Source organism: Staphylococcus sp. FSL K6-3157 (assembly GCF_038005145.1).
Lineage (GTDB): Bacteria > Bacillota > Bacilli > Staphylococcales > Staphylococcaceae > Staphylococcus > Staphylococcus equorum.
The window spans coordinates 161,861-184,211 of record NZ_JBBOSM010000001.1; the positions used below are offsets into that span (position 1 = coordinate 161,861).

The following is a 22,351-nucleotide window of genomic DNA, read 5'->3' on the forward strand; positions in this document are numbered from 1 at the left end:
TATAAAACATGTGTGGATATCAATACGCATCAAAAAAGTCCTAATACTGTCATCAGTGTTAGGACTTTTTTATAATAATTATGGCAATGTTAGATTTTAATTATGGGTGGAAGATTACTTTATCAAAATGTTTCTTTTTATTAACTAATGCATCAAATGTTTCAGGACCTTTTGCTAAATCTAAGCGATCTGAAATCATCGGATCCACTTGAATCTCTCCTGTAGACATGTAATGAAGGGACGCATGCCATTCTTCGCCTGGAAATGGGGCGGATAAGCCGTTCCAAGATCCAATGACGTTAAGTTCATTACGTAATATTTTTTCAAAATGAACACGATCCATTTCAATATCGGAGTAAGGTATGCCTAGCAGTAAGACTTCCCCGCCCTTAGCTGGTAACGTTAAGACTTGTCCAATCGTAAATGGTGAGCCTGCTGATTCAACAGCGACATCTATGTTATGAGGAATCGTAGCGATAACGTCATCTAAATTTTCTGCTTTAGAATTAATCGTATAATCTGCGCCAAGCGTCTTAGCAATTGCTAATTTATCTGGGTCGATATCAATAGCAATAGTCTTAGCGGCACCAAATATTTTAGCCCATTGAATGGCTAGTAAACCGATACTGCCACATCCTATAACAGCTACAGTCGCCCCAGGTTTCATGCTTGTTCTATAAAAACCATGTGCTACTACTGCAGAAGGTTCGACCATAGCAGCTGTATCAAAGTCTACATTAGCTGGCAATTTTAAGACGTTATTTGCAGGTAGTTTAACGAATTCTGCAAAACAGCCAGGTTCATAAGAGCCAATAACATATAAATGTTCACATCTAGAGTATTCACCTTTTTCACATTGCTCACAGGCGTGACAAGCGATAGCTGGACAACCCGTGACTGCATCGCCAACTGCCACATGATTAACGTTATTGCCTATACTTTCTACAACTCCTGAAAATTCATGACCAAATGTCACGCCTTCACGATAAGGGCCTAGCTTCTTATAGCGAGAATTGTCCGAACCGCATATACCAGTTGCAATCACTTTAATAATGACATCGTTACTGTCTTCAATTTCAGGCGGTTTTGTTTCTTCGTATCTTAAATCTTCAATGTCGTATAGGTTCAAAGCTTTCAAAGTATTTCACCTCTTATCTTCTGAATATTAATTCTGATCAGAAGTAACTTTTTTCTTTTTAAAAAATTTTGCGCCGAAGTAACCAAGAAAAACGACTATATTACAATAAAGTAAGTTATTCATATATAAATCTGTAATACCTCTCAATGGCCCAAGCATGAAATCTAACATATGTTCTACCATAATAATTATCTCCTTATATCATTTAATTGCTAAATGATGGTTATTTGAAACAAGTTAATCGATAGGGCGAAGGAGTACTTTGATGCCTTCTCCACCTTTGATATGGTTGTAGCCTTCTTCCCATTGCGTAATATCAAGTTCATTTGTGACTAACGCTTCAGCATTAACATCACCACTGCTTAATAGTTGTAAAGAAGGTTCCCAGTCGGCTGGTTTTTGACTTCTCGTACCGACCATTCGTATTTCTTTTTGTATAATTTTTTCTAAATCAAAAGAAATTTCTGGATCTTTAAAGATACCAACTTGGACATATTGTCCTTTTTTACGTAAGATATCTAAACCTTGTTTGGCAGCGGGTACTGCACCAGAACATTCTAAAACTACGTTTGCACCATAACCATTCGTAATACTGTTTACATAGTCTTTTAAATCAGTATTTTGAATATTGACGACATGATCTAATTTAAGTTCTGTTGCCTTATCTAATCTTGTTTGATCATTATCTAATCCAGTGATTACGACTTGTGCACCTTTACTTTTAACGACTTGCGCGACAAGTAATCCAATAGGTCCAGGCCCCATAACGACTACGACATCGTCAGGCTGTATTTCAATTTTAGAAACGGCATGGTGGGCACAAGCTAATGGCTCCGTCATAGATGCTGCTTTATATGAAACATTATCAGGAATACGGTGGACACTAGCTGCACGTGCAACTAAATATTGCGTAAAGGCACCGTTTTGTTGTGTGCCTAAACCTTTACGATGATTACATAAGTTATAATCACCACTTTGACAATATTCACATTCACCACAAATGTAATATGTTGTTTCAGAAGTGACGCGATCACCGATTTTAAAATCAGTGACATTAGCGCCTGTTTCTACAACCTCTCCTGAAAATTCATGGCCAAGTGTCACTGGAAAGTTCACTTTATAATGACCTTCATACGTGTGCACATCCGTGCCACAAATGCCTGCATAATGGACCTTTATTTTTACTTCATCTGCGTTCGGTGAAGGTATCTCTCTATCTAAGACTTCTAGATTCCCGAATCCTGGTTCAGTTTTAACGAGTGCTTTCATGTAATGTCAGCTCCTATCTGTTAATTAAATAAACTAAAGAATTTGAAAATAATGTAATTTAAGATGTTACCACCTTGGTCAAGACTTGAAATTTGAGCTGAGCCAGATGGCATATTTACGTTTGTGCCTTCTGCCATGCTTGTGAATATCGGTGCAACATCTGTTGCGATATATAAAGAGATGGCAATCATGATTGTGCCGACAATAACAGAGTGTATGATATTACCTCGTGCAGCACCTACGATAAATGCGACAATAAATGGAATTGTTGCTAAGTCACCAAATGGTAAGACTTGGTTACCAGGTAAAATAACTGCTAATAATACTGTAATCGGAACTAAAATTAAAGCTGTTGAGATAACTGCTGGGTGGCCTAATGCAACCGCAGCGTCTAAACCTATATAGATTTCACGCTCCCCAAAGCGTTTGTTTAACCAAGTACGTGCAGATTCGGAAACAGGCATTAAACCTTCCATCAAAATCTTAACCATACGAGGCATTAACACCATAACAGCAGCCATTGACATACCAAGGTTGATAACATCGCCAGCGTTGTAACCAGCTAACAAACCAATGATTAAACCAAGTACTAAACCGACGAATATGGATTCACCAAATGCACCGAAACGTTTTTGAATCGTTTCTGGGTCTGCATGTAGTTTGTTGATACCAGGCACTTTTTGTAAACCTTTGACTAAGAAAATACCTGGCGCATATGAAATTGTACTACCTGTGGCGATCGAGACCCCAGGTAAATCGTAGAACTCACTCATCATTGGTGCAGTCCAGTCAGCCACTTTCAGACAGACGATTTGGAATATTGCTGCAGCCACTAAGGATTGCCAAATGCTATCAGATACGGCGTAAACCATGGCACCCATAAATGTATAATGCCAGAAGTTCCAAATATCTACGTTCATTGTTCGAGTAGTCTTTGTCAGTAACATGACAATGTTAATCACAATACCTAAAGGAATAATAAATGCTGCGATAACAGATGCCCATGCAATAGATGATGTTGCTGGCCAACCCACATCAATAACATTTAAGCTTACCCCTAGGTTCTTAACCATAGCTTGAGCAGCGGGTCCCAAATTGTTTACAAGTAAATCAATAACTAAGAAAATCCCTACGAATGCGACACCAATCGTCAAACCAGATCTAAATGCTGCGCCGACTTTTTGCCTAAAGAATAATCCTAGTAAAAATATAACGATTGGAAGGATTACTGTTGCCCCTAAATCTAGAAAAGCTTGAATAAAATCTACAAATCCACTCATCCCTTACACCATCCTCTTTAATATAAAGTGATGTTGGTATAAATAAAGACGTCATTTTGATAAAACCATGAACTTCTTTTTTGATATTTATCCCAACGATTGATTCGGTATTTTAAATTAAATGACTTATTATTCTTGTAATGCGTCTAAGATTTCTTTCTTAGTATCTTCAACGCCAATTCCAGTTAAGAAATTACGTGCGTTAATGACAGGGAAGTCGTATTCTTTTTGCGTCATTGCAGTTGTAACTAATAAATCTGCTGAATCTGCGTAAACGCCAACTTCTGAAATTTTAATTTGTTTTAAATCTACTTTGATATTGTGCTCTTTTGCCATTTCTTCGATTGCACTGTTTACTACCGTTGAAGTTGCGATACCTGCGCCACATGCTACTAATACTTGTTTCATAATAATTTCCTCCTAATTTGAGAACTTAATATTTAAATTCTCTTCCTGTTATATTTTTATTAATAAATTGAATGATTATGCGTCTGCTAATTCTTGTTCAATAACTTCTACGACTTGATTGCTATCTGTTGCATTGGCAATGGTTTCAAGTATTTGATCATTTTGGAAAATACCCATCAATTTTTGAAGTAATGATAACTGGGCATCCTCTTTATCCATTGCGAGCATAAAGATTAATCTCACATCGGTTGTTTCTTCAACTTCGCCCATGATGACGAAGGGCACTGTTTCTTTAAGGACAGCCACACCGATTGATTTTGAATTCACGTGCTGAATATCTGTGTGTGGGATAGCTACAGAACAATAAACTGTAGGTAACCCTGTAGCAAATGATTGTTCTCTTTCGATGACTGCATCTTTATATGATGCTTTTACGTAACCATTGTCATGCATTAAATCAGCTAATTGACTTAATACGTCTTCTTTTGTAGTGGCCTCTAAACCAATGACAACATTCGAGGCATCAACTGTTAAACCTTCCATATGACGCAACCCCTTTGCTTTAGTCTATTTTTGAAAATTGTTTAATCGTTTCAAATATTTGGGACTTTGAATCTGTTTGTATAATGCTTTGCATACTTTCATTGTCTTGTGCTAAATCTCGTAACTGTAGTAGAGGTCTTAAATGCTTGAATTTATCTGTTGCTGCGATAACCACAAAGACATGTACTTTCAGACCTGTACTTAGCGTTAATGGTTCATCTAATACCAACATACTCATAGACGTACGGTTTACGTTTTGTTCGTTTTCAGCATGTGGTATGGCGATGTGTTGATTGATAACCATATAAGTATCATCAAAAGATTGAATCATTGAATCGATGTAATTTGCATCTATATACTTTTGACTAGAAAGTGGTTCAGCCGTTAGCCGAATTGCTTCTTCCAAATTTGAAACATGAGATGCAAATTGAATATGGTGTATCGGTAATAAATCTTGTAAATTCAAATGACCATTTAACGAAATTGAAGACGATTTGATTGAAGCATATGCATGAATATCATCAAATTGGTTTTTAATTTCATTAAGTAAAGCATCTTCGTTATAAATATCAGCATGTTCACGTATCATGGCTAACATCTTTTCAGCGTGTATGTCTGTCTCGAAACTGTTGTTGAGTTGACCGAATACGTGCTGACGAAGATCGTGTTTTTCTTTGGCAGTTAATATAGATTTCGTGATATATAATCTTTTGTGTGTCATCACGTGCATTGGTGAAAAGACAATATCAAAGTCTAGCGTATACTGATTAAATTCACGTAGTGATAATGCATCTAAAAATATGAATTCTGGAAACACACTACGCAATTCTTGTAACATCAATTGAGAAATTGATGTACCTTGTGTACAAACCACAACAGCTTTTACCTTTTTGTCGATGTCTTCATCTTGTCTTCTTAGAATACCGCCAATGAGTATGGTTAGATATGCGAGTTCATTATCAGGTAATGGTTGGTTAAAGAACTTTTCCATAGGTTTAGAAGAGAGTTTAACAAGATGAAATAATTCTTTGTAATCATCTTTCAGATTATTCTGTAAACTATCGACATCAGATAACTCATATCTAATTCTGTAAAAGGCAGGCTTCATATGAAATAACAATTGGTTGACCAATGTTTCACGATCTTCAAAAGTGATAAAAGTGATTTTCTCAAATTGATCAAGCATGCTTTGTAATGCAGTTTTTAATTCTGGTAAAACTTTCACATCATCTAATTCCGACCATTGCACGCTTGTTGATAAGAGTTGCAATGTTATAAATAATTTCTCTTGCCGAGGTATATCAGGATAGTTTGAAGTTAGTATTTCAGTTGCTTGATACTCCTCAGTGTCGGAAAGGTCATCGTATCCAATTGAAAAAGGTGAGACGATCTTATCGTGCTGAATTCTTCTCATAATGAAATAGAGTTTGTAGCGTAATGTCTCAGTACTTTGATCAATAAAATTATTCTCTAAATATTGTTCGATTTTGTTGATTTGAAAATCGATAATTTGAAGTTTCTCTTCTTGCAACGCTAAACTTGCTAAAATATCATCTTTTGAAATATTTAAAGTGAATACTTTATCAATTAAACGTGTTAAAAGTCTTCTAATTTCAAACTCATTACCGACTAAATAATAACCCTCCTGCCGTGAATATTTCAGAGTGACATCATATGGTTCTAGTAATAATTTTAATTTTTTTAAATCATTTAACACTGTGTTCTTACTTACTTTTAAATCGATTGCAAAGTGATTTAATGACAATGTTTCATCTTCTCTAAACAACATCAGTAAAATGAGATGCGCGCGTTGGTAAGCAGTATATACTTGCTCATCTTCCTGTGGAATAGGTTCAATTGATACATTAAGAAAATTTTTGATTATATCATCAACGATGAAAAATCCCTGGCTTGTGCGTTCAATCGTTGGGCAATCTTGTTCAGTTAACCATTCATTGATTTTTTGGATTCGATAGCCAAGTTGTCTACGAGACATGTTGAACATTACTTCTAAGTCTTTGCCTTTAATTTTCGGATTTTTAATCATTTCGGTAATGATATTAAAGTTTTCTGCTTGTATTTTGAATCCCTCCCTTGTTGTTGACTCTAATTTAGCACAGCTCATCAAAGAGTTGTACACTCATTAGACACAAATGCATTTCCGTTTTATGTACATCATTGTGATTAGCATGAGAAAAAGCACTTACCATCGCATTTGGAATGATAAGTGCTTATCGTATAATATGTTTATTATTTTAATAATTTCATTCTTAATTCATTGATTATAAGATACGAAAGTTAAAAAGAGAAATTATATTACCTTTACTGAATGATTTTCTAGGATACTTTTCCATTCGTCATCAAATTCAATATTTGTCACGATATAGTCGATGTTGGATAAGTGACCAAAGCTTATTAAACTATTGCCATCAAGTTTAGAAGCATCAATTGCCAAAATAACTTGTTTGGCTTTATTGATCATGAGTTCTTTAATATGAGATTCGTATTCATTAGAATCGGTGATGATGCCATCTTTAGACAAAGCTTTACAGCTTAAAATCGCATAATCTGTATGGAATTTATTAATTGATTCTGTTGTTTGTGGACCAACTAATGCAGAAGAATGTTTTAATAATTTACCACCTGTTGAGTTAATTTCCATAGATGTTTGATTTAGTTCATATAGTGCATTTACAGCATTTGTTATGATATGAATTCTTTTATTGGAAATAGCGAAACGCTTTAATGCTTCATTTATTGTAGAACTAGAATCAGCAAATAAACTTGTATCATTTTGTATAAATTGATCAATTTTTTTAGCAATAATGACTTTGCTATCTTTATTGCGTGTATGTCTCACTGAATAAGGCAGTTCTTCAGTTTTGATTAGTTTAGCGCCACCATAATTCCGTTCTACGATACCTTCTTTTTCCAATTTTTCTAAATCTCGACGAATTGTTTCTTCTGAAACATTAAATTCAGAAGCTAATTTATTCACATAAACAACATTGTTCAAATAAAGATGATTTAGTAGTGACTTTCTTCTTTCAAATGGCTTCATAATAAATTTCTCCTAAATATATATTGTCATCATTATAGCATAAAACCGCTTTTAATCTCACAAAAAAAGACTGAAAACAACACATAAACCACATTAATTATCGAAATATTTTGTTTTATGTTGATTTATGTGGATTGTTTGATTATAATCATAACCAAAGAGGTGATAAGTTGAAGCATTATATAGCTGTTGATATTGGGGCGTCTAGTGGTAGAGCCATCTTAGCAAATATCGACAATAACCAGATTAAAACACAAGAAATCAATCGTTTCGCCAATGGTTTTACAACACAGAATCAACAGGAAGTGTGGGATGTTGACTATTTATTCGAAGAAATTATTGTTTCTTTGAAAAAAGCGAAAGCTATGGGCATCACAGAGTGTTGTTTAAGTATAGATACGTGGGGCGTAGACTACCTTTTTTTAGACCATAAAGGGAAGCGCTTACAAAATGCCGTTTCATATAGGGATTCAAGAACGGATACAACGATGGGTAAATTATTCAACGAAGTTTCCAAATACGATATTTTTCAAAAAACTGGAATTCAATTTTTAACTTTTAATACAATTTATCAATTGTTTGAAGAGACACACACATTAAAAGATCAAGCACATGATATTTTGCTTATTCCTGATTATTTAAATTATTTACTTACTCATGAGAAAAGAAATGAAATTACTAATTTAAGTACGACACAATTACTTTCAGTGCATGATCATTCGTTAGATCAGGAGTTGCTGACATCAATAGGAATAGATAAGGAACAATTTCCAAACACGATTGAACCTGGTACATACATAGGCGAAATCAATGCAGACTTAAACATCCAGGATGATTTACCTGTGACACATGTATATGCGACAGCATCGCATGATACCGCATCAGCTGTTTTAGGTTCTGTTGGAGATGCATTAAAAAAATGGGCGTTTTTATCAAGTGGTACTTGGTCATTAATAGGTAAAGAATTAGAAAGCCCAATTGTAACTGAAAAAGCATTAGAACTTGGATATTCTAATGAACGCTGTATGAACCACACCTATCGCTTTTTAAAAAACATTATAGGTATGTGGATTATACAACGCATTCGAAAAGATTGGCCCGAAAATTATACATTTCCTGAAATGGTAGAGGAAGCAAAACAACATCAAGACTTTAAAGTCTATATCGACTTTAACGATCAACGCTTTATTAATCCTGACTGTATGGTGGATGAAATTAAAAATTACTGTATTCAGACGAACCAAACAGCGCCACAAACGTTAGGTGAAATTGTTCAAAGCGTTTATATGAATCTGGCAATAATTTATGCAATTTCCATAGAAGAGTTAAACGAAATAACAAAAGAACCAATCGAAGTAATCAATATTGTTGGCGGTGGTTCCAACAATGACTATTTAAATGAACTCACATCCTTGTATACAAATTGTGACGTCATTGCGGGACCAACGGAAGCGACAATTTATGGGAATTTAGCAGCAACAATGATTGGCACAGGTGAGTTTGAAAATATTCAAGAAGCTAGAGCAGTAATTAAGGGTTCTACAGATACGAGAAAGATAGCCAAACCAGAATTGAAGCGTATGGCAAATCAAGATATTAAGACATTCAAGGGGGTTACTCATTATGAGTACGTATAATAAAGAAGCATTTGAAGCAGCAAAAACACAATATGAGGCATTAGGCGTTGATGTAGAAAAAGCTTTAACTAAATTAAAAGATATTAAAATTTCTATTCATTGCTGGCAAGGGGATGACGTAGAAGGTTTCCTTTTCAATCAAGAATTATCAGGAGGCATATCAGTTACAGGTAATCATCCAGGTAAAGCAAGCAATGGAGCAGAACTCAGAAGTGATTTAGAAGAAGCTTTAAAACATATTCCAGGAAAACATAAAATTAATCTACATGGTATTTATGCCGAATCTGAAGAAGCAATCGATTTAGATGAAATAGAGCCAAAGCATTTTGAAAATTGGGTTCATTGGGCAAAAGAAAATGAATTGGGATTAGATTTTAACCCGACATGCTTTAGTCATGAGAAGTCAGAAGACGGGTTCACATTAGCACATCCAGATAAATCAATTAGAGATTTTTGGATAGAACACTGTAAAAAATCTAGAAAAATCGGTGAATATTTTGGTAAAGAACTCGGAGAACCTTCAACAACGAATATTTGGGTTCCGGACGGTTATAAAGACACACCAGTAGATCGTTTAACACCTCGTAAACGTTTGATGGAGAGTTTGGATGAAATTTTTAAAGAAGAAATAGATGAAAGCTACAATATCGATACATTAGAAAGTAAATTGTTTGGTATTGGTTCTGAAAGTTATGTTGTGGGTTCTCATGAATTTTATATGGGTTATGCCTTAACAAGAAATAAACAAATATTACTAGACGCCGGACATTATCATCCAACAGAAGTGGTGTCTAACAAATTATCGGCACTCAATTTATTTACAAAAGGTTTAAGTTTACATGTTTCTAGACCAGTAAGATGGGATAGCGATCATGTGGTTACATTGGATGACGAATTGAATGAGATAGCCAAAGAACTCATTTATAACGATTTACTTAAGACTACAACAGTTGGTTTAGATTTCTTTGACGCATCTATTAATAGAGTGGCTGCATGGGTTATTGGTACTAGAAATATGCAAAAAGCATTGCTTAAAGCATTATTAGATCCTATCAATGAATTAAAAGAAGTTGAACAAAGCGGTGATTTCACGAGACGTTTAGCGTTACAAGAAGAAATGAAGATGTATCCGTTTGGCGCGATATGGAATGAATTTTGTAGTAGAAACGATGCTGAACCAGGATTGGATTGGTATGAGCCGATTAAAAAATACGAAGAAAATATTTTAGAGGAAAGAGGAATTTAATTGGAAAACTTTGTAGATTCTCCCGCAGTTAAAGAATTATCTAAGATTACACATTTGATGTATCACAAAGGTTGGGACGAACGTAACGGAGGAAACATATCTTGGATATTAGATGATGCCAAGGTTCAACCGTATTTATCAGAAGATGGCAGAAATATAAGAAACGTAAGTCTGCCATTTGAAGTTCGTCCATTAGCGGATAAATATATTCTTGTCACCGGTACGGGAAAATACTTCAAAAATATTATAGACGATCCACAAGATGCATTAGGTTTAATTAAAATTGCAGCAGATGGTAAAAGCTATAACATTTTATGGGGGTTTGTGAATGATGCAGTAGCAACAAGTGAATTGCCAACGCATTTAATGAATCATATCCAACGATTGGAAGTCGATGCTACACACCGCGTTATTATGCACTGTCACGCCACACATACGATTGCGATGACGTATACACATGAATTAGATGAAAAGGCATTTACGAAAACATTATGGAAAATGTGTACGGAATGTCTCGTTGTATTTCCAGATGCCATTGGTATTATTCCTTGGGTCGTACCTGGCACAGAACAAATAGGGCAACTCACTTCAGAAAAGATGAAACAGCAAAGATCTGTTATTTGGCCATTTCATGGTGTATTTGGAGCTGGGCATGATTTAGACGAAGTGTTTGGTCTGATTGAAACCATTGAAAAAGCAGCTGAAGTATATACGTACGCGCAAGCACAAGGTGGTATTAAACAAACGATTTCGGATGAGAATTTATGGGAGTTAGCTCAAGGATTTAATGTTGAACCTAAAGAAGGTTACTTAGAGGTTGAGGTGAGATAGATGACACGAATCGCAACGGTGATGTATGTCAATGAAGATTCTTATGATGCATATAAACGTAGACACGATGAACTATGGCCTGAAATGAAACAGTTATTAAAAGAGAGCGGCGTGCATGACTACAGTATTTTTCTGAATGAAGCCACTGGAGAATTATTTGCAGTGCTTGATGTTAACGATAAAACGGCATATGACAATATGGCACAAAATCCGATTTGTCGGAAATGGTGGGACTACATGTCAGATATCATGCAAGTTAATGAAGATAACAGTCCTAAATCAACTGAATTGAGAGAGATGTTCTATTTGAAATAAACAAAAAATGGGGATGAGGTTATGAGTTTAAAACCTAAAAAGACAAATGGCTGGCTTGCAACAATTGCAGTTGCGATGGCCAATTATATAGAAGCGGGTTCAATTATTGCAGCGGCGAGTAGTTTATCATTATGGCAAGCATATTTGAACATTGATAATTGGCAGATGGGGTTACTGAGTGCGTTAAGTGCGAACGCGATAGGTGCAGCAATTGGTGCATTAATCGGTGGTCCATTAACAGATAAATTAGGTAGAAAATTTATCTTTAAATACGATCTATTATTGTACATGGTAGGTATTTTAATTATCATGCTTTCTGTTAATTTATCAATGTTACTCACAGGTACAATTATTGTTGGTATAGCTGTAGGTATAGGGGTACCTGTAGCTTGGACATATATTGCAGAAGAAGCGCCAGAAAAAGAAAGAGCAAAACGTGTAGGAACTGCACAATTAGCATGGTCTATTGGACCAGCAATTACTTTTACTTTAGCAGTTATGCTAGCGCCATTAGGATTATTAGGCTCAAGATTAATTTTTCTACATTTGTTTATCATCGCAGGTATTACGTGGTGGATTAGACAAGGTATGGAAGAATCTAAAATTTGGGAAGAAGAGAAGGAAAAAGAACAAAGAGAAGCTTCATTTAATGTTAAAAAGACATCAGCTTTTAAAGAATTATTTACTAATCCAGTAAATTTAAAGGCAATGTTATTACTCATAGGAATTTATTTATTTTGGAATTTAACGTCTGGCGCAATGGGATACTTTATGCCCTTCATTTATGAAAGCGTCGGTGGTCTGAGCGGTGCACAAGCCAATATTTTACAAGCGATTTTATGGCTTTGTACAGTGATTACGACTTACTTTGGATTTATGAAATTAGGGGACCGTATCAGTCAAAGATTATTATTTAGTATTGGTGCAACGATGGGGATTGTAGCTTGGATCATATTGACCTTTGCACCTATGAATTGGATATCACTAATTTTATTTGTTTTATTATGGGGCTCAGCAGCAGGTATAGGTGCACAAGCCTTTTATGCATTATGGACAAGTGAACTATTTCCAACACGTTATCGTGCTGGTGCGCAAGGCTTGATGTATTTTATAGTACGAGCAGGAATCTCAGTATATACATTCGTATTACCTACCATTTTAGCATCACTTGGATTCAAAATTACTGGAATCATTATGATTTCATTTTTAGTTATTCATGCAGTCATTGGCATTGTACTAACTCCTAAGACACAAGGTAAGACGTTAGAACAAATTGAACGTGAAAGATATGGAGAAAGTGCAAATAGTAGCGTAAACATTACACCAGAAACAAATACCATGATTCAAGAAGGGGAGAGTAAAATATGATGAATATTAAAGATTATATTAACGGTTCATTTGTTGAAAGAAACTTGGAAGATGCAATTGATGTGAAAAATCCTGCAACTGAAGAAACGATTGCAAAATTATATAGAGGTTCAGAACAAGACACTAAAGAAGCTATCGACTACGCAGATAAAGCCCAAACGAAATGGAGCGAATTGCCAGCAATTGAACGAGGCAACTACCTTAAAAAAATTGCGGAAGGTATTCGTGAGCGAAGTGAAGAAATTACCAAAGTGATTATGCAAGAAGGTGGTAAAACATATGATTTAGCGAACACGGAAGTCTTTTTTACAGCAGATTATATAGATTATATGGCAGAATGGGCAAGAAGATATGAAGGAGAAATCATACAGAGTGATCGTAAGAAGGAACATATTCTAATGTACAAAAAAGCTCTCGGGGTTACTACAGGTATTTTGCCATGGAACTTCCCGTTCTTCTTAATCGCACGCAAAACAGCGCCAGCACTTATTACTGGAAATACAATTGTAGTTAAACCTTCAGAAGAAACACCTATAAATGCGCAAATATTCACTGAGATTTTAGATTCAGTTGGCTTACCACCTGGTGTGTTTAATTTAGTGAACGGTGAAGGTAGCGTGGTGGGTAATGAGCTTGCGAGTAATAGTAAAGTCGCACTCGTTTCTATTACTGGTAGTGTCTCAGCAGGTAAAAAAGTAATGGAAGCTGCAAGTAAAAATGTAACTAAAGTTAATTTAGAACTGGGTGGTAAAGCACCGGCAATTGTCTTAGAAGATGCTAATTTAGATAAAGCAGTTCAATATATTATAGATTCTCGTATTATTAATACGGGTCAAGTGTGTAACTGCGCTGAACGAGTGTATGTACATTCCAGTATAAGTGAAAAATTCACACAACGATTAGCTCAAAAAATGAGCGAAGTTCGTTTTGGTAATACGTTAGAACATAATTACGACATGGGCCCTTTAATTAATAAACAGGCTCAAGAGCATGTGCATAACCATGTTAAAAAAGCTGAAGCACAAGGCGGCGTAATTAAATGTGGCGGAGAAATACCTGAACAACAAGGTTACTTCTATCCAGCTACAATCATCACAAAATGTGAAAATAGTATGGATATTGTTCAAGAAGAAGTCTTTGGACCCGTATTGCCAATTGTTGAATTTGATACTTTTGAAGAAGCAATTGAATTAGCAAATGACAGTAAGTACGGCTTAACATCTTCTATCTATACAGAGAGTATCCAAAAAGCATTTACAGCAGTAGAAAAATTAGAATTCGGTGAAACATATATAAATAGAGAAAACTTTGAAGCAATTCAAGGTTTCCATGCAGGCGTAAAACAGTCAGGTATTGGTGGAGCAGACGGTAAGCATGGCTTAGAAGAATATTTAAGAACACATATCGTATATATGCAGTTAGATGCATAAATAATTTACAACCGAGCTTGTTTATAGAGAGTCTTGTGGGGGCGGGATATGAAATCAAATTTTGATTTCTATTCTGCTCCGTTTTAATTATAGGAACTTTAAAGCAACACATATATTAACTATATAAAAGTGCGAGGTAGAATAATCGAGACTACGCAATAATGATGAAAAATTACTATAAATTTTTAAATTATCTCATTTTACATTGACATATAATCGTCAAAATTTCATAATGGTAGTTATATATATGAGAAATCTAAATATTCGCAAAACTATGTTTGGAATGATGACTATCAACGAAGTGAAAAATTTATGTAAAACGCATACAAGTTTAACACCACAGGCTATACAACATATCGTAGAAGTATCTGATCATTTACAAATGATTGCTGATTTAAATAGGGCGAATGTGTTTATTGATTGTCCTACTAAAAAAGATGGAGAAGTTATAGTAGTAGCGGAGGCCATACCTACAAATGACGAAGGTTTATACCAAGGTTCAGTCATTGGTGAAAATGTGTATGAAAAATTTGAACCCGCTGTATTCCAAGTGTTGGAAGGAGATGAATTTGCACAACATCGTGCAATCACTCAAGAAGGTAAAGTCGTAGAACAAAGTGTTACACCAATTAAATTGGAAGATGTCATTGTTGGAACGCTGATTATGGAAATAGATGTAAGCAACAAAGTAATGGAAGAAAAACGTTTAAGAGCTTTGACGCAGGCGACAACAACATTAAGTGATATCGTCTCGCAAAATAGTGATAACCCAATTTTTGTACCGGATATGATTGAAGAAAGTTTATTTGATTTAGATAACGCATTAGATATTCGCTACTATAATTTAGCCGGTGAGACAATGGTTAGAGATTTAGTAGACGTCAATTGTGAAGCGGGATTGAATTTCGTAACGCTGTTCCCGAGCATTAAAGACATGCTTACAGATGGTCGTGTTATCACAATTGAAGAACGCGAGCTTAAAGGACACTACTTTCAAGTGAAATGTATTCAGTTACTTGAAGAAGGCGTAATGACAGGTCATTTAATACTATTGAAAGATATTACAGATTTGAAAGAAAAGGAACGCGAACTCATTTCTAAATCTGTAGCAATTAGAGAAGTACATCACCGTGTGAAGAATAATTTACAAACCGTTGCCAGTTTACTGCGCTTACAGATGAGACGCGGTTTGCCAAATGGTAGTGAAAAATATTTCCAAGAAAGTTTAAATCGTATACTAAGTATCGCTTCTGTATATGAAGTCATTCTAGATGAATCATCGACAGATACGGTGAATATCGATAAATTGATTAAAAAGATAGGTAATATGGTCGTTTATAACGAATCATCGAATAAAACCTTACATATCACATATCAGACAGATGAACATATTAATTTAGTATCTAATATTGCAGTCTCTGTGGCGTTGATTGCGAATGAATTAATTACGAATTGCTTAACACATGCTTTCAACAATCAGACTGAGGGTATCATAAGTGTAGTGTTAGCGTACGATACAGAATCTGATACCGTAAAGCTTGAAGTTCAAGATACGGGTGAAGAAGAGAGTGCCTTTCAACCATCATTTGGTTTGAAAATTGTTACTACTATAGCAGAAAATGATTTAGAAGGTACATTTAACATTGACCGTAATTCAATTGGAACAATAGGTAAAGTTGAGTTTCAACACAAAGGGGTGGATTGAAATGAAATCTATTATGGTAGTTGAAGATGAAGCAATTGTCCGAATGGATATAGTAGAAATGCTTGGGGAAGCAAACTACAATGTCGTCGCAGAAGTAGGCAATGGAGAAAAAGCAATTGAAGCCGCAGATCAATTTCGGCCAGATTTGATTGTCATGGATATTAAAATGCCAAAGTTGAATGGTTTAAAAGCCAGTAAAATTATTGGTAAGAAACATGATATTCCGATACTTATCCTGACAGCATATAGTCATTGTGAGTACGTTGAAGAAGCTAAGCAACAAAATATCGTAGGTTATATCGTTAAACCTATATCTGAGTCACAATTGCTGCCAGCTATTGAAATTGCAATGTCGCAATCAGATAGTATGGGTAAACTCAAGCAAGAAGTGAGTGATACACGTTTGCAAATGGAACATCGGAAACGTATAGAAAAGGCAAAAGGCTTACTAATGAAGCAACTTGATTTAACGGAAGAAGCAGCTTATCAAAAGCTTAGGAGAAACAGTATGGATAACCAAATAACTATTGAAAAAGAAGCTTCAGCAATCATTAAACAATTGGGGTAATAGCATTACAATACAAGTGAATATAATCAAGCAAAGGTGCTTATTTGAATTAATCAAATAGGCACCTTTTTGTTTTTTTATAGCTCATAAAATGGGGGAAACTATCATGGAACATATTGGTACAGTGATTATTTACATTATTATGGTATGTGCAGTGTTAGGTGCTTTTGGTGCAATTCGGAATGCGAATGAAGGTATAGGGAAGGAATTTATGGAAGGAATTTATACCATTGGACCTATCTTTGCTAACTCAGCAGGTATTATGGCTTCTATTCCATTCATATCGCAGTTTATAGAAAAATTCTTTGGACCACTTTTTGATAAAATTGGTGCGGATCCCGCTATAGCTGCAACATCAATACTCGCGACAGATATGGGGGGATATCAACTCGCAGATGTATTAAAGGATGGTTATGAAGGTTGGATTATGGCAATGATTGTTGGCTTCATGGCTGGTGCCACAATCGTCTTCACAATCCCGCTTGGTCTCCCGATGTTGGATAAACGAGATCATAAATACATGGCTTTAGGTATTCTATCAGGTTTGTTGGCCATTCCTTTTGGTGTATTTATTTCCACGGTAATTATTTTATTCAGTCATACAAAAATACGTACAGTGATTGATACAACGAGTGCAGCAACACATGTGTTCCAAATTAGCTTGTCCACTGTGTTTATCAACTTATTACCGTTAATTATTTTTGTAGTAGTAACGGCCATAGGGCTGTATTTCTTCTCAGATATTATGATTAAGATATTTATTGTCTTTGGTAAAATACTAGATTCTTGTATTAAATTGGTCTTTGTATTTTCAGTAGTAGAAATATTTACAGGATTATTTACAACAGTTTTTGGTGTTTGGGGATTTGATCCAATTATGGCAGATAGTGAAGATAACTTTAGGGCATTAGAGAACGCAGGGAATATTGCTATCATGTTATCGGGTGCATTTCCAATGGTTTATTTAATACGTAAGTACTTCTCTAAAGGTCTGCATAGTGTTGGGAGTAAAGTAGGACTCAGTGAAGTGGGTAGTGCTGGGTTTATCGCTACGATTGCTAATATTCTAGCAATGCTTAAGTTAGTAAGAGATATGCCACCTAAAGATAAAGTGTTAAATATCGCATTCGGTGTCTGTGGTGCATTCTTATTGGGTGACCATTTGTCATATACGGCAAATTTCCAGCCGACGCTCATACCAGCTGTATTAATTGGTAAATTGAGTGCAGGTGTTATAGCCATATGCTTTGCTTATATTCTATGTATACCGAAAGCGAGAAAATTGGAAGAAATTGATAGACGTGCCGGCATCATTGGAGAGCATGAATATTTAGATAAATAAACTAAAAAACAGGGATGGGTCATAAATATCTCAGTCTCAATTTTAAAACACCAATCTATTATTTTTTAATGGATTGGTGTTTTAAAGTTAAAATAATCCAATTTTAAAGGAGTATGCTTGCCTGAGGTATGGGAGCGGGGCAGAAATCTAATTTTTCTAATAAGATTTCGTCATCTTTGCCAATATAGCAATAGAGTTGAGATATTATTTGTTTTACAGACTCAAACTATTCCCATAGGCGTCAGCGCTTTACAAAAATGGTCCAGTTATATAACTATATACAATAGAAGAAACACGTCATGAAATTTATTTAGAACACAGTAAAAGGAAGCGGGAATATGAAATCAAAATGTAGAATTTGATTTCGTGTTCCTGCTTCCTTAAAGGCTGATTCTGTAGAGAGGTATTAGAAGTAGTTTGCAGTGATACCGCCGTCTACGTTCATGTTTGCACCGTTTGTCCAATCCGATTCATCTGACGCTAAGTATAACGCGGCGTTGACAATATCTTCTGGTTTGCCAAATCTTCCAGTAGGTTGTCTGTTTAATCTCGCATTTTTAGCTTCTTCATCTGCAACTAACCATTCCATTAATAAGGGTGTTTCAATTGGACCAGGGCTGATTGCATTTGTGCGAATGCCTTTAGGACGGAATTGAATTGCTAATGATTTCGTTAAAGATACGACTGCACCTTTTGAAGCGGTGTACGCATCTTGAGGTACTGAGCAACCCATTTCAGCAACAAATGAAGCTATATTAATGATAGATCCAGAATTGTTTTTCTCCATTTCAGGAATCACATATTTCGTCATAAAGAAAATACCTTTAACATTTATATTCATGACTAAATCCCATACGTCTTCGCTTGTATTGACGACAGAATTATCTGCTTCTGGCATGACGCCAGCATTATTATAAAGCACATCAATTTTTCCATAAGTTTCAACTGTATCAGCAACCGCACTTTTAACATTGGCTTCATTAGCTATATCTACTTTGAAAAAAGAAGCTTCTCCACCGTTATCTGTGATTGCCTTCACAGTCTCTTGACCGGCTTGTTCATCTCTCTCGAATACTGCGATTTTACCGCCTTCATTTGCAAACATTTGTGCAGCTACTTTACCCATGCCACCGCCAGCACCTGTAATAATACATACTTTGTCTTGTAATCTCATAATCGTTTTCCTCCTCAGTAATATATTTAGCTTTGTTCAAAGTAACGTGAACGTTCCCAAGTTGTTACGAAAGAATCGAAGTCATTCTGTTCTGATTGTGCAGCTTCTAAATAATGATTCGCAACATCTTCACCAAGGACTTTTGTCACAACATCACTATTTTTCCAAGTTAAGATAGCCTCGTGTAACGATGATGGGATACGGTCGATATGATCTTGTTCATAAGCATTACCAACGAGTTCATCAGTAAGTTCGATTTTATTTTCGATACCATATAAACCAGCACCAATTAAAGCAGAGTAAGCTAAGTATGGATTCATATCTGCACCTGAAATACGTGATTCAAAGCGTAATGCATTTTGTTCTCCTACAACACGGTAGCCAGCAGAACGATTGTCTTGGCTCCATGCGATACTTACCGGTGCCCATGAGTTAGGCGCAAAACGTTTATAAGAGTTTACGTAAGGCGCAAACATTAATGAAAAATCTCTCGTGAATTTAATGATACCTGCTAAGAAATGTTTCATCGTTTCAGATTTTGGTTCTTCTGCGTCATCACCTGCATAGAAAGCATTCGTTTTCGTGCCTTTTTTCATCATACTTAAATGAATATGACCGCTTGAACCTGTCCATGCTTCGTAAGGTTTAGCCATGAATGTTACGGATTTATCATTTTGGATACAGATTTCTTTCATACCATGTTTGAACATAATATGTTGATCAGCAGCATCTAAGGCGTCTGAGTATTTTAAGTTGATTTCGTGTTGTCCTTTATACGCTTCACCTTTTGAAGATTCGATAGTAATGCCCATTAAGTGCATTTGATTTCTAATTTCTTGATAAATCGGTTCATTCTTACTACCTTGCAATAAGTTATAATCTTCATTTAAATGACCGGCAGCTTCTAAATTGTCGTATCCTTGTTTCGAAATATCTTCAAATGAATTATTGAATAAGTAGAATTCAAGTTCACTTGCCATATGTGGTGACAAGCCTTGTGCTTCTGCTTTATCAATTTGTTGTTTGAGAATGTTACGCGGCGCAATTGCAATCGGTTCACTGCCATCTACGGCATACACATCACAAAAGACCATCGCAGTGTGTTCTAACCAAGGCACGACTTTTAACGTATTCAAGTCAGGTACAGCTAAATAATCACCATAGCCTTTGTCCCAGTTCATAAATTCAAAATTATCGTTCGTATCCATTTCAAAGTTTGTACCTAACAAGTAGTTACAGAAATGTGTACCATCAGATATATCATTTTCTAAAATGAAATCACCCGTGATTCGTTTCCCCATCAAACGGCCTTGCATGTCACAAAAGCCCATGATGAGTGTATCGATATCATCAGATTTAACTAATTCAAGTAATTGTTCCTTTGTAATATCGCCAGTTACTTTTTTGCCTTTAATATTGTTATTCATATATGACAACCCCTTATTAGTTTATTTAAGTAAAGATAATGAAATATATTTCAATTCTAAGAACCCATCTAATCCAAAGTGACTGCCTTCACGTCCCATTCCACTTTCTTTAATACCGCCAAATGGTGCTTGAGGGACACTTAATTGCGTACCGTTAACACCAATCATGCCAAATTCTAATTTTTCACTGATTTTATAAACCGTATTAATATTATTAGAAAAGAAGTAAGCAGCTAAACCATATGGTGAAGCATTTGCAATATCAATCGCTTCATCTTCATCTTCGAATGTAATAATCGGTGCGACAGGGCCAAATATTTCTTCCTGTGCAATAGCCATCGTTCGTTCAACTCCCGTTATGACAGTAGGTTGATAGAAAAGACTTGATGTAGAAATGTCAGCTTTATCTCCGCCAGTTTCAACTTGAGCACCTTGTTTTTTAGCATCTGCGACTAAGTGTTCAACTTTATCAATCGCTTTTTGATTAATGAGCGGTCCTACTTGCGTATCCTCTTGATCACCTGGGCCGACTTTGATAGTTTTTACACGGTCGATAATTTTTTGTGTCATCTCTGCTTTAACATCTTTGTGTACAAGTACAACGTTGATACCATTACACATTTGACCGCTATTTTCGAACTTGTTATCAACGATCGCGTCTGCAGCGTTATCTAAATCGGCATCCGGTAACACAATTGCTGGTGCATTGCCTCCGAGTTCGAGTGAGATGCGTTTGACTTGATCAGAAGCTTTGCTCATTAATTTCTTGCCAATTGGCGTTGAACCTGTGAATGACATTTTTCTAACACGTTTGTCCTCAAATAGTTTGTCTGAAATGACTGAAGAACTACCAGTAACAATATTTGCGACTCCTTTATCAATGCCAGTTGCCATTAATTCGTCGAAAATCGCAATTGCAATTCTTGGTGTTTCACTTGATGGTTTGACGATGACAGTACATCCAGCAGCTAATGCAGGTGCCACTTTACGTGCAACCATTGCGCCAGGGAAATTCCATGGTGTAATCAATCCACAAACGCCTACAGGTTGTTTCGTGACTGAGATGCGTTGATTCTCTGATGAAGGTGGAATGACTTCACCATAAATACGTTTCCCTTCTTCAGCAAACCAACGAATGAATTTAGCACAAACTCCGACTTCACCAAAAGCTTCTGCGTAAGGTTTACCTTGTTCTTCACTCATAATCGTTGCGAGTGCTTCTTGTTTATTTAATAAATTGACTGCCCATTGTTCTAAATAGCCTTGCCTTGTTTCAGCAGTATAATTCGACCATGTTTCAAAAGCAGTGGACGCACTATCAATTGCTTGTTGTACGATGTCCTCAGTTACACTTGGTACTTTGCCAATGGAGTTTCCATTTGCTGGGTTAACGACGGCGATGGTATTGTCTGTTTCAACTTTTTCACCGTTTACCCAGTTATAATTTAAATTACGTGTCATATAATCTCCCCTTAATACGCAAAAAGACGCCTATATACTCAATTTTTGTTAATTGAGATATAAGCGCCTTTGCTTAGTTGTTATTCACTTGGACAAAACTAAAATCATATTATTGAAACCCTTTTCAATTTCGTGTTAATCAAATGTT

Annotated in this window: 20 protein-coding genes; 9 read left to right on the plus strand and 11 right to left on the minus strand. The window is 35.7% G+C overall.

Annotated elements, in window-relative coordinates; genetic code table 11:
* Positions 1-100: 100 nt before the first annotated feature.
* From MHB47_RS00700 to MHB47_RS00735, 8 genes are all read right to left on the minus strand, one after another.
* Positions 101-1,138: a galactitol-1-phosphate 5-dehydrogenase gene (locus tag MHB47_RS00700; protein WP_340754319.1), complete on the minus strand. Its 1,038-nt coding sequence runs from the start codon at positions 1,136-1,138 to the stop codon at positions 101-103.
* A gap of 27 nt (positions 1,139-1,165) precedes the next feature.
* On the minus strand, positions 1,166-1,321 hold the full coding sequence (locus MHB47_RS00705; RefSeq protein ID WP_340754321.1) for a hypothetical protein: 156 nt from the start codon (positions 1,319-1,321) through the stop codon (positions 1,166-1,168).
* 54 nt (positions 1,322-1,375) lie between these two features.
* Entirely contained in the window at positions 1,376-2,407 is a 1,032-nt protein-coding gene (locus tag MHB47_RS00710) for a zinc-binding dehydrogenase (protein ID WP_340754323.1), read from the minus strand.
* 20 nt (positions 2,408-2,427) lie between these two features.
* Positions 2,428-3,687, minus strand: coding sequence for a PTS galactitol transporter subunit IIC (locus MHB47_RS00715; protein ID WP_340754325.1), 1,260 nt, complete (start codon positions 3,685-3,687; stop codon positions 2,428-2,430).
* A gap of 129 nt (positions 3,688-3,816) precedes the next feature.
* Positions 3,817-4,095, minus strand: coding sequence for a PTS sugar transporter subunit IIB (locus MHB47_RS00720; RefSeq protein WP_021338961.1), 279 nt, complete (start codon positions 4,093-4,095; stop codon positions 3,817-3,819).
* 75 nt (positions 4,096-4,170) lie between these two features.
* Positions 4,171-4,638, minus strand: coding sequence for a PTS sugar transporter subunit IIA (locus tag MHB47_RS00725; RefSeq protein WP_340754327.1), 468 nt, complete (start codon positions 4,636-4,638; stop codon positions 4,171-4,173).
* Positions 4,639-4,657: 19 nt separating this feature from the next.
* A complete protein-coding gene (locus tag MHB47_RS00730; protein WP_340754328.1) occupies positions 4,658-6,763 on the minus strand; it encodes a BglG family transcription antiterminator in 2,106 nt (701 codons plus the stop codon).
* A 186-nt stretch (positions 6,764-6,949) separates the two neighbouring features.
* Positions 6,950-7,699, minus strand: coding sequence for a DeoR/GlpR family DNA-binding transcription regulator (locus MHB47_RS00735; protein ID WP_340754329.1), 750 nt, complete (start codon positions 7,697-7,699; stop codon positions 6,950-6,952).
* 170 nt (positions 7,700-7,869) lie between these two features.
* Here MHB47_RS00735 and MHB47_RS00740 point away from each other — a divergent pair, with 170 nt between their 5' ends.
* From MHB47_RS00740 to eutH, 9 genes are all read left to right on the plus strand, one after another.
* Positions 7,870-9,336 (plus strand): rhamnulokinase, encoded by a 1,467-nt coding sequence (locus tag MHB47_RS00740; RefSeq protein ID WP_340754331.1) that lies wholly within the window; start codon positions 7,870-7,872, stop codon positions 9,334-9,336.
* Entirely contained in the window at positions 9,323-10,582 is a 1,260-nt protein-coding gene (rhaA, locus tag MHB47_RS00745) for an L-rhamnose isomerase (RefSeq protein ID WP_340754333.1), read from the plus strand. The genes MHB47_RS00740 and rhaA overlap by 14 nt, the downstream gene beginning before the upstream one ends.
* Positions 10,583-11,413: a rhamnulose-1-phosphate aldolase gene (rhaD, locus tag MHB47_RS00750; RefSeq protein WP_340754335.1), complete on the plus strand. Its 831-nt coding sequence runs from the start codon at positions 10,583-10,585 to the stop codon at positions 11,411-11,413.
* Complete coding sequence (rhaM, locus tag MHB47_RS00755) at positions 11,414-11,728, plus strand: L-rhamnose mutarotase (protein ID WP_340754337.1); 315 nt, start codon at positions 11,414-11,416, stop codon at positions 11,726-11,728.
* 21 nt (positions 11,729-11,749) lie between these two features.
* Positions 11,750-13,096, plus strand: a complete 1,347-nt coding sequence (locus tag MHB47_RS00760) for an MFS transporter (RefSeq protein WP_340754339.1) — start codon at positions 11,750-11,752, stop codon at positions 13,094-13,096.
* Positions 13,093-14,526 carry an aldehyde dehydrogenase gene (gene aldA, locus MHB47_RS00765; protein ID WP_340754341.1) on the plus strand — a complete coding sequence of 478 codons (1,434 nt, stop codon included), beginning with the start codon at positions 13,093-13,095 and terminating at the stop codon, positions 14,524-14,526. Before MHB47_RS00760 ends, aldA begins: the two co-directional genes overlap by 4 nt.
* A gap of 247 nt (positions 14,527-14,773) precedes the next feature.
* A complete protein-coding gene (locus MHB47_RS00770) occupies positions 14,774-16,231 on the plus strand; it encodes a sensor histidine kinase (protein WP_340754342.1) in 1,458 nt (485 codons plus the stop codon).
* Position 16,232: 1 nt separating this feature from the next.
* On the plus strand, positions 16,233-16,799 hold the full coding sequence (locus MHB47_RS00775; RefSeq protein ID WP_340754344.1) for an ANTAR domain-containing response regulator: 567 nt from the start codon (positions 16,233-16,235) through the stop codon (positions 16,797-16,799).
* A gap of 106 nt (positions 16,800-16,905) precedes the next feature.
* The gene (eutH, locus tag MHB47_RS00780; protein ID WP_340754347.1) at positions 16,906-18,141 is read left to right on the plus strand and encodes an ethanolamine utilization protein EutH; all 1,236 of its coding nucleotides are present in this window, start codon (positions 16,906-16,908) and stop codon (positions 18,139-18,141) included.
* A gap of 406 nt (positions 18,142-18,547) precedes the next feature.
* On the opposite strand, the gene MHB47_RS00785 is transcribed toward eutH, so the two are convergent.
* From MHB47_RS00785 to MHB47_RS00795, 3 genes are read right to left on the minus strand one after another with little or no spacing between them, the layout of a single operon-like run.
* Positions 18,548-19,315, minus strand: coding sequence for an SDR family NAD(P)-dependent oxidoreductase (locus MHB47_RS00785; protein WP_021338955.1), 768 nt, complete (start codon positions 19,313-19,315; stop codon positions 18,548-18,550).
* Positions 19,316-19,341: 26 nt separating this feature from the next.
* On the minus strand, positions 19,342-20,742 hold the full coding sequence (locus tag MHB47_RS00790; protein ID WP_340754349.1) for a glutamine synthetase family protein: 1,401 nt from the start codon (positions 20,740-20,742) through the stop codon (positions 19,342-19,344).
* A 21-nt stretch (positions 20,743-20,763) separates the two neighbouring features.
* On the minus strand, positions 20,764-22,203 hold the full coding sequence (locus MHB47_RS00795) for an NAD-dependent succinate-semialdehyde dehydrogenase (RefSeq protein ID WP_340754351.1): 1,440 nt from the start codon (positions 22,201-22,203) through the stop codon (positions 20,764-20,766).
* Between the last annotated feature and the right edge of the window lie 148 nt (positions 22,204-22,351).

Coding starts and splice junctions, on each gene's coding strand:
- MHB47_RS00725 (WP_340754327.1), bottom strand. CDS start 4,638: ATGGAAGGTTTAACAGTTGATGCCTCGAATGTTGTCATTGGTTTAGAG.
- MHB47_RS00770 (WP_340754342.1), top strand. CDS start 14,774: ATGAGAAATCTAAATATTCGCAAAACTATGTTTGGAATGATGACTATC.
- MHB47_RS00730 (WP_340754328.1), bottom strand. CDS start 6,763: ATGAGCTGTGCTAAATTAGAGTCAACAACAAGGGAGGGATTCAAAATA.
- eutH (WP_340754347.1), top strand. CDS start 16,906: ATGGAACATATTGGTACAGTGATTATTTACATTATTATGGTATGTGCA.
- MHB47_RS00760 (WP_340754339.1), top strand. CDS start 11,750: ATGAGTTTAAAACCTAAAAAGACAAATGGCTGGCTTGCAACAATTGCA.
- MHB47_RS00710 (WP_340754323.1), bottom strand. CDS start 2,407: ATGAAAGCACTCGTTAAAACTGAACCAGGATTCGGGAATCTAGAAGTC.
- aldA (WP_340754341.1), top strand. CDS start 13,093: ATGATGAATATTAAAGATTATATTAACGGTTCATTTGTTGAAAGAAAC.
- rhaM (WP_340754337.1), top strand. CDS start 11,414: ATGACACGAATCGCAACGGTGATGTATGTCAATGAAGATTCTTATGAT.
- MHB47_RS00735 (WP_340754329.1), bottom strand. CDS start 7,699: ATGAAGCCATTTGAAAGAAGAAAGTCACTACTAAATCATCTTTATTTG.
- MHB47_RS00720 (WP_021338961.1), bottom strand. CDS start 4,095: ATGAAACAAGTATTAGTAGCATGTGGCGCAGGTATCGCAACTTCAACG.
- MHB47_RS00785 (WP_021338955.1), bottom strand. CDS start 19,315: ATGAGATTACAAGACAAAGTATGTATTATTACAGGTGCTGGCGGTGGC.
- MHB47_RS00715 (WP_340754325.1), bottom strand. CDS start 3,687: ATGAGTGGATTTGTAGATTTTATTCAAGCTTTTCTAGATTTAGGGGCA.
- MHB47_RS00795 (WP_340754351.1), bottom strand. CDS start 22,203: ATGACACGTAATTTAAATTATAACTGGGTAAACGGTGAAAAAGTTGAA.
- MHB47_RS00775 (WP_340754344.1), top strand. CDS start 16,233: ATGAAATCTATTATGGTAGTTGAAGATGAAGCAATTGTCCGAATGGAT.
- MHB47_RS00790 (WP_340754349.1), bottom strand. CDS start 20,742: ATGAATAACAATATTAAAGGCAAAAAAGTAACTGGCGATATTACAAAG.
- rhaA (WP_340754333.1), top strand. CDS start 9,323: ATGAGTACGTATAATAAAGAAGCATTTGAAGCAGCAAAAACACAATAT.
- MHB47_RS00705 (WP_340754321.1), bottom strand. CDS start 1,321: ATGGTAGAACATATGTTAGATTTCATGCTTGGGCCATTGAGAGGTATT.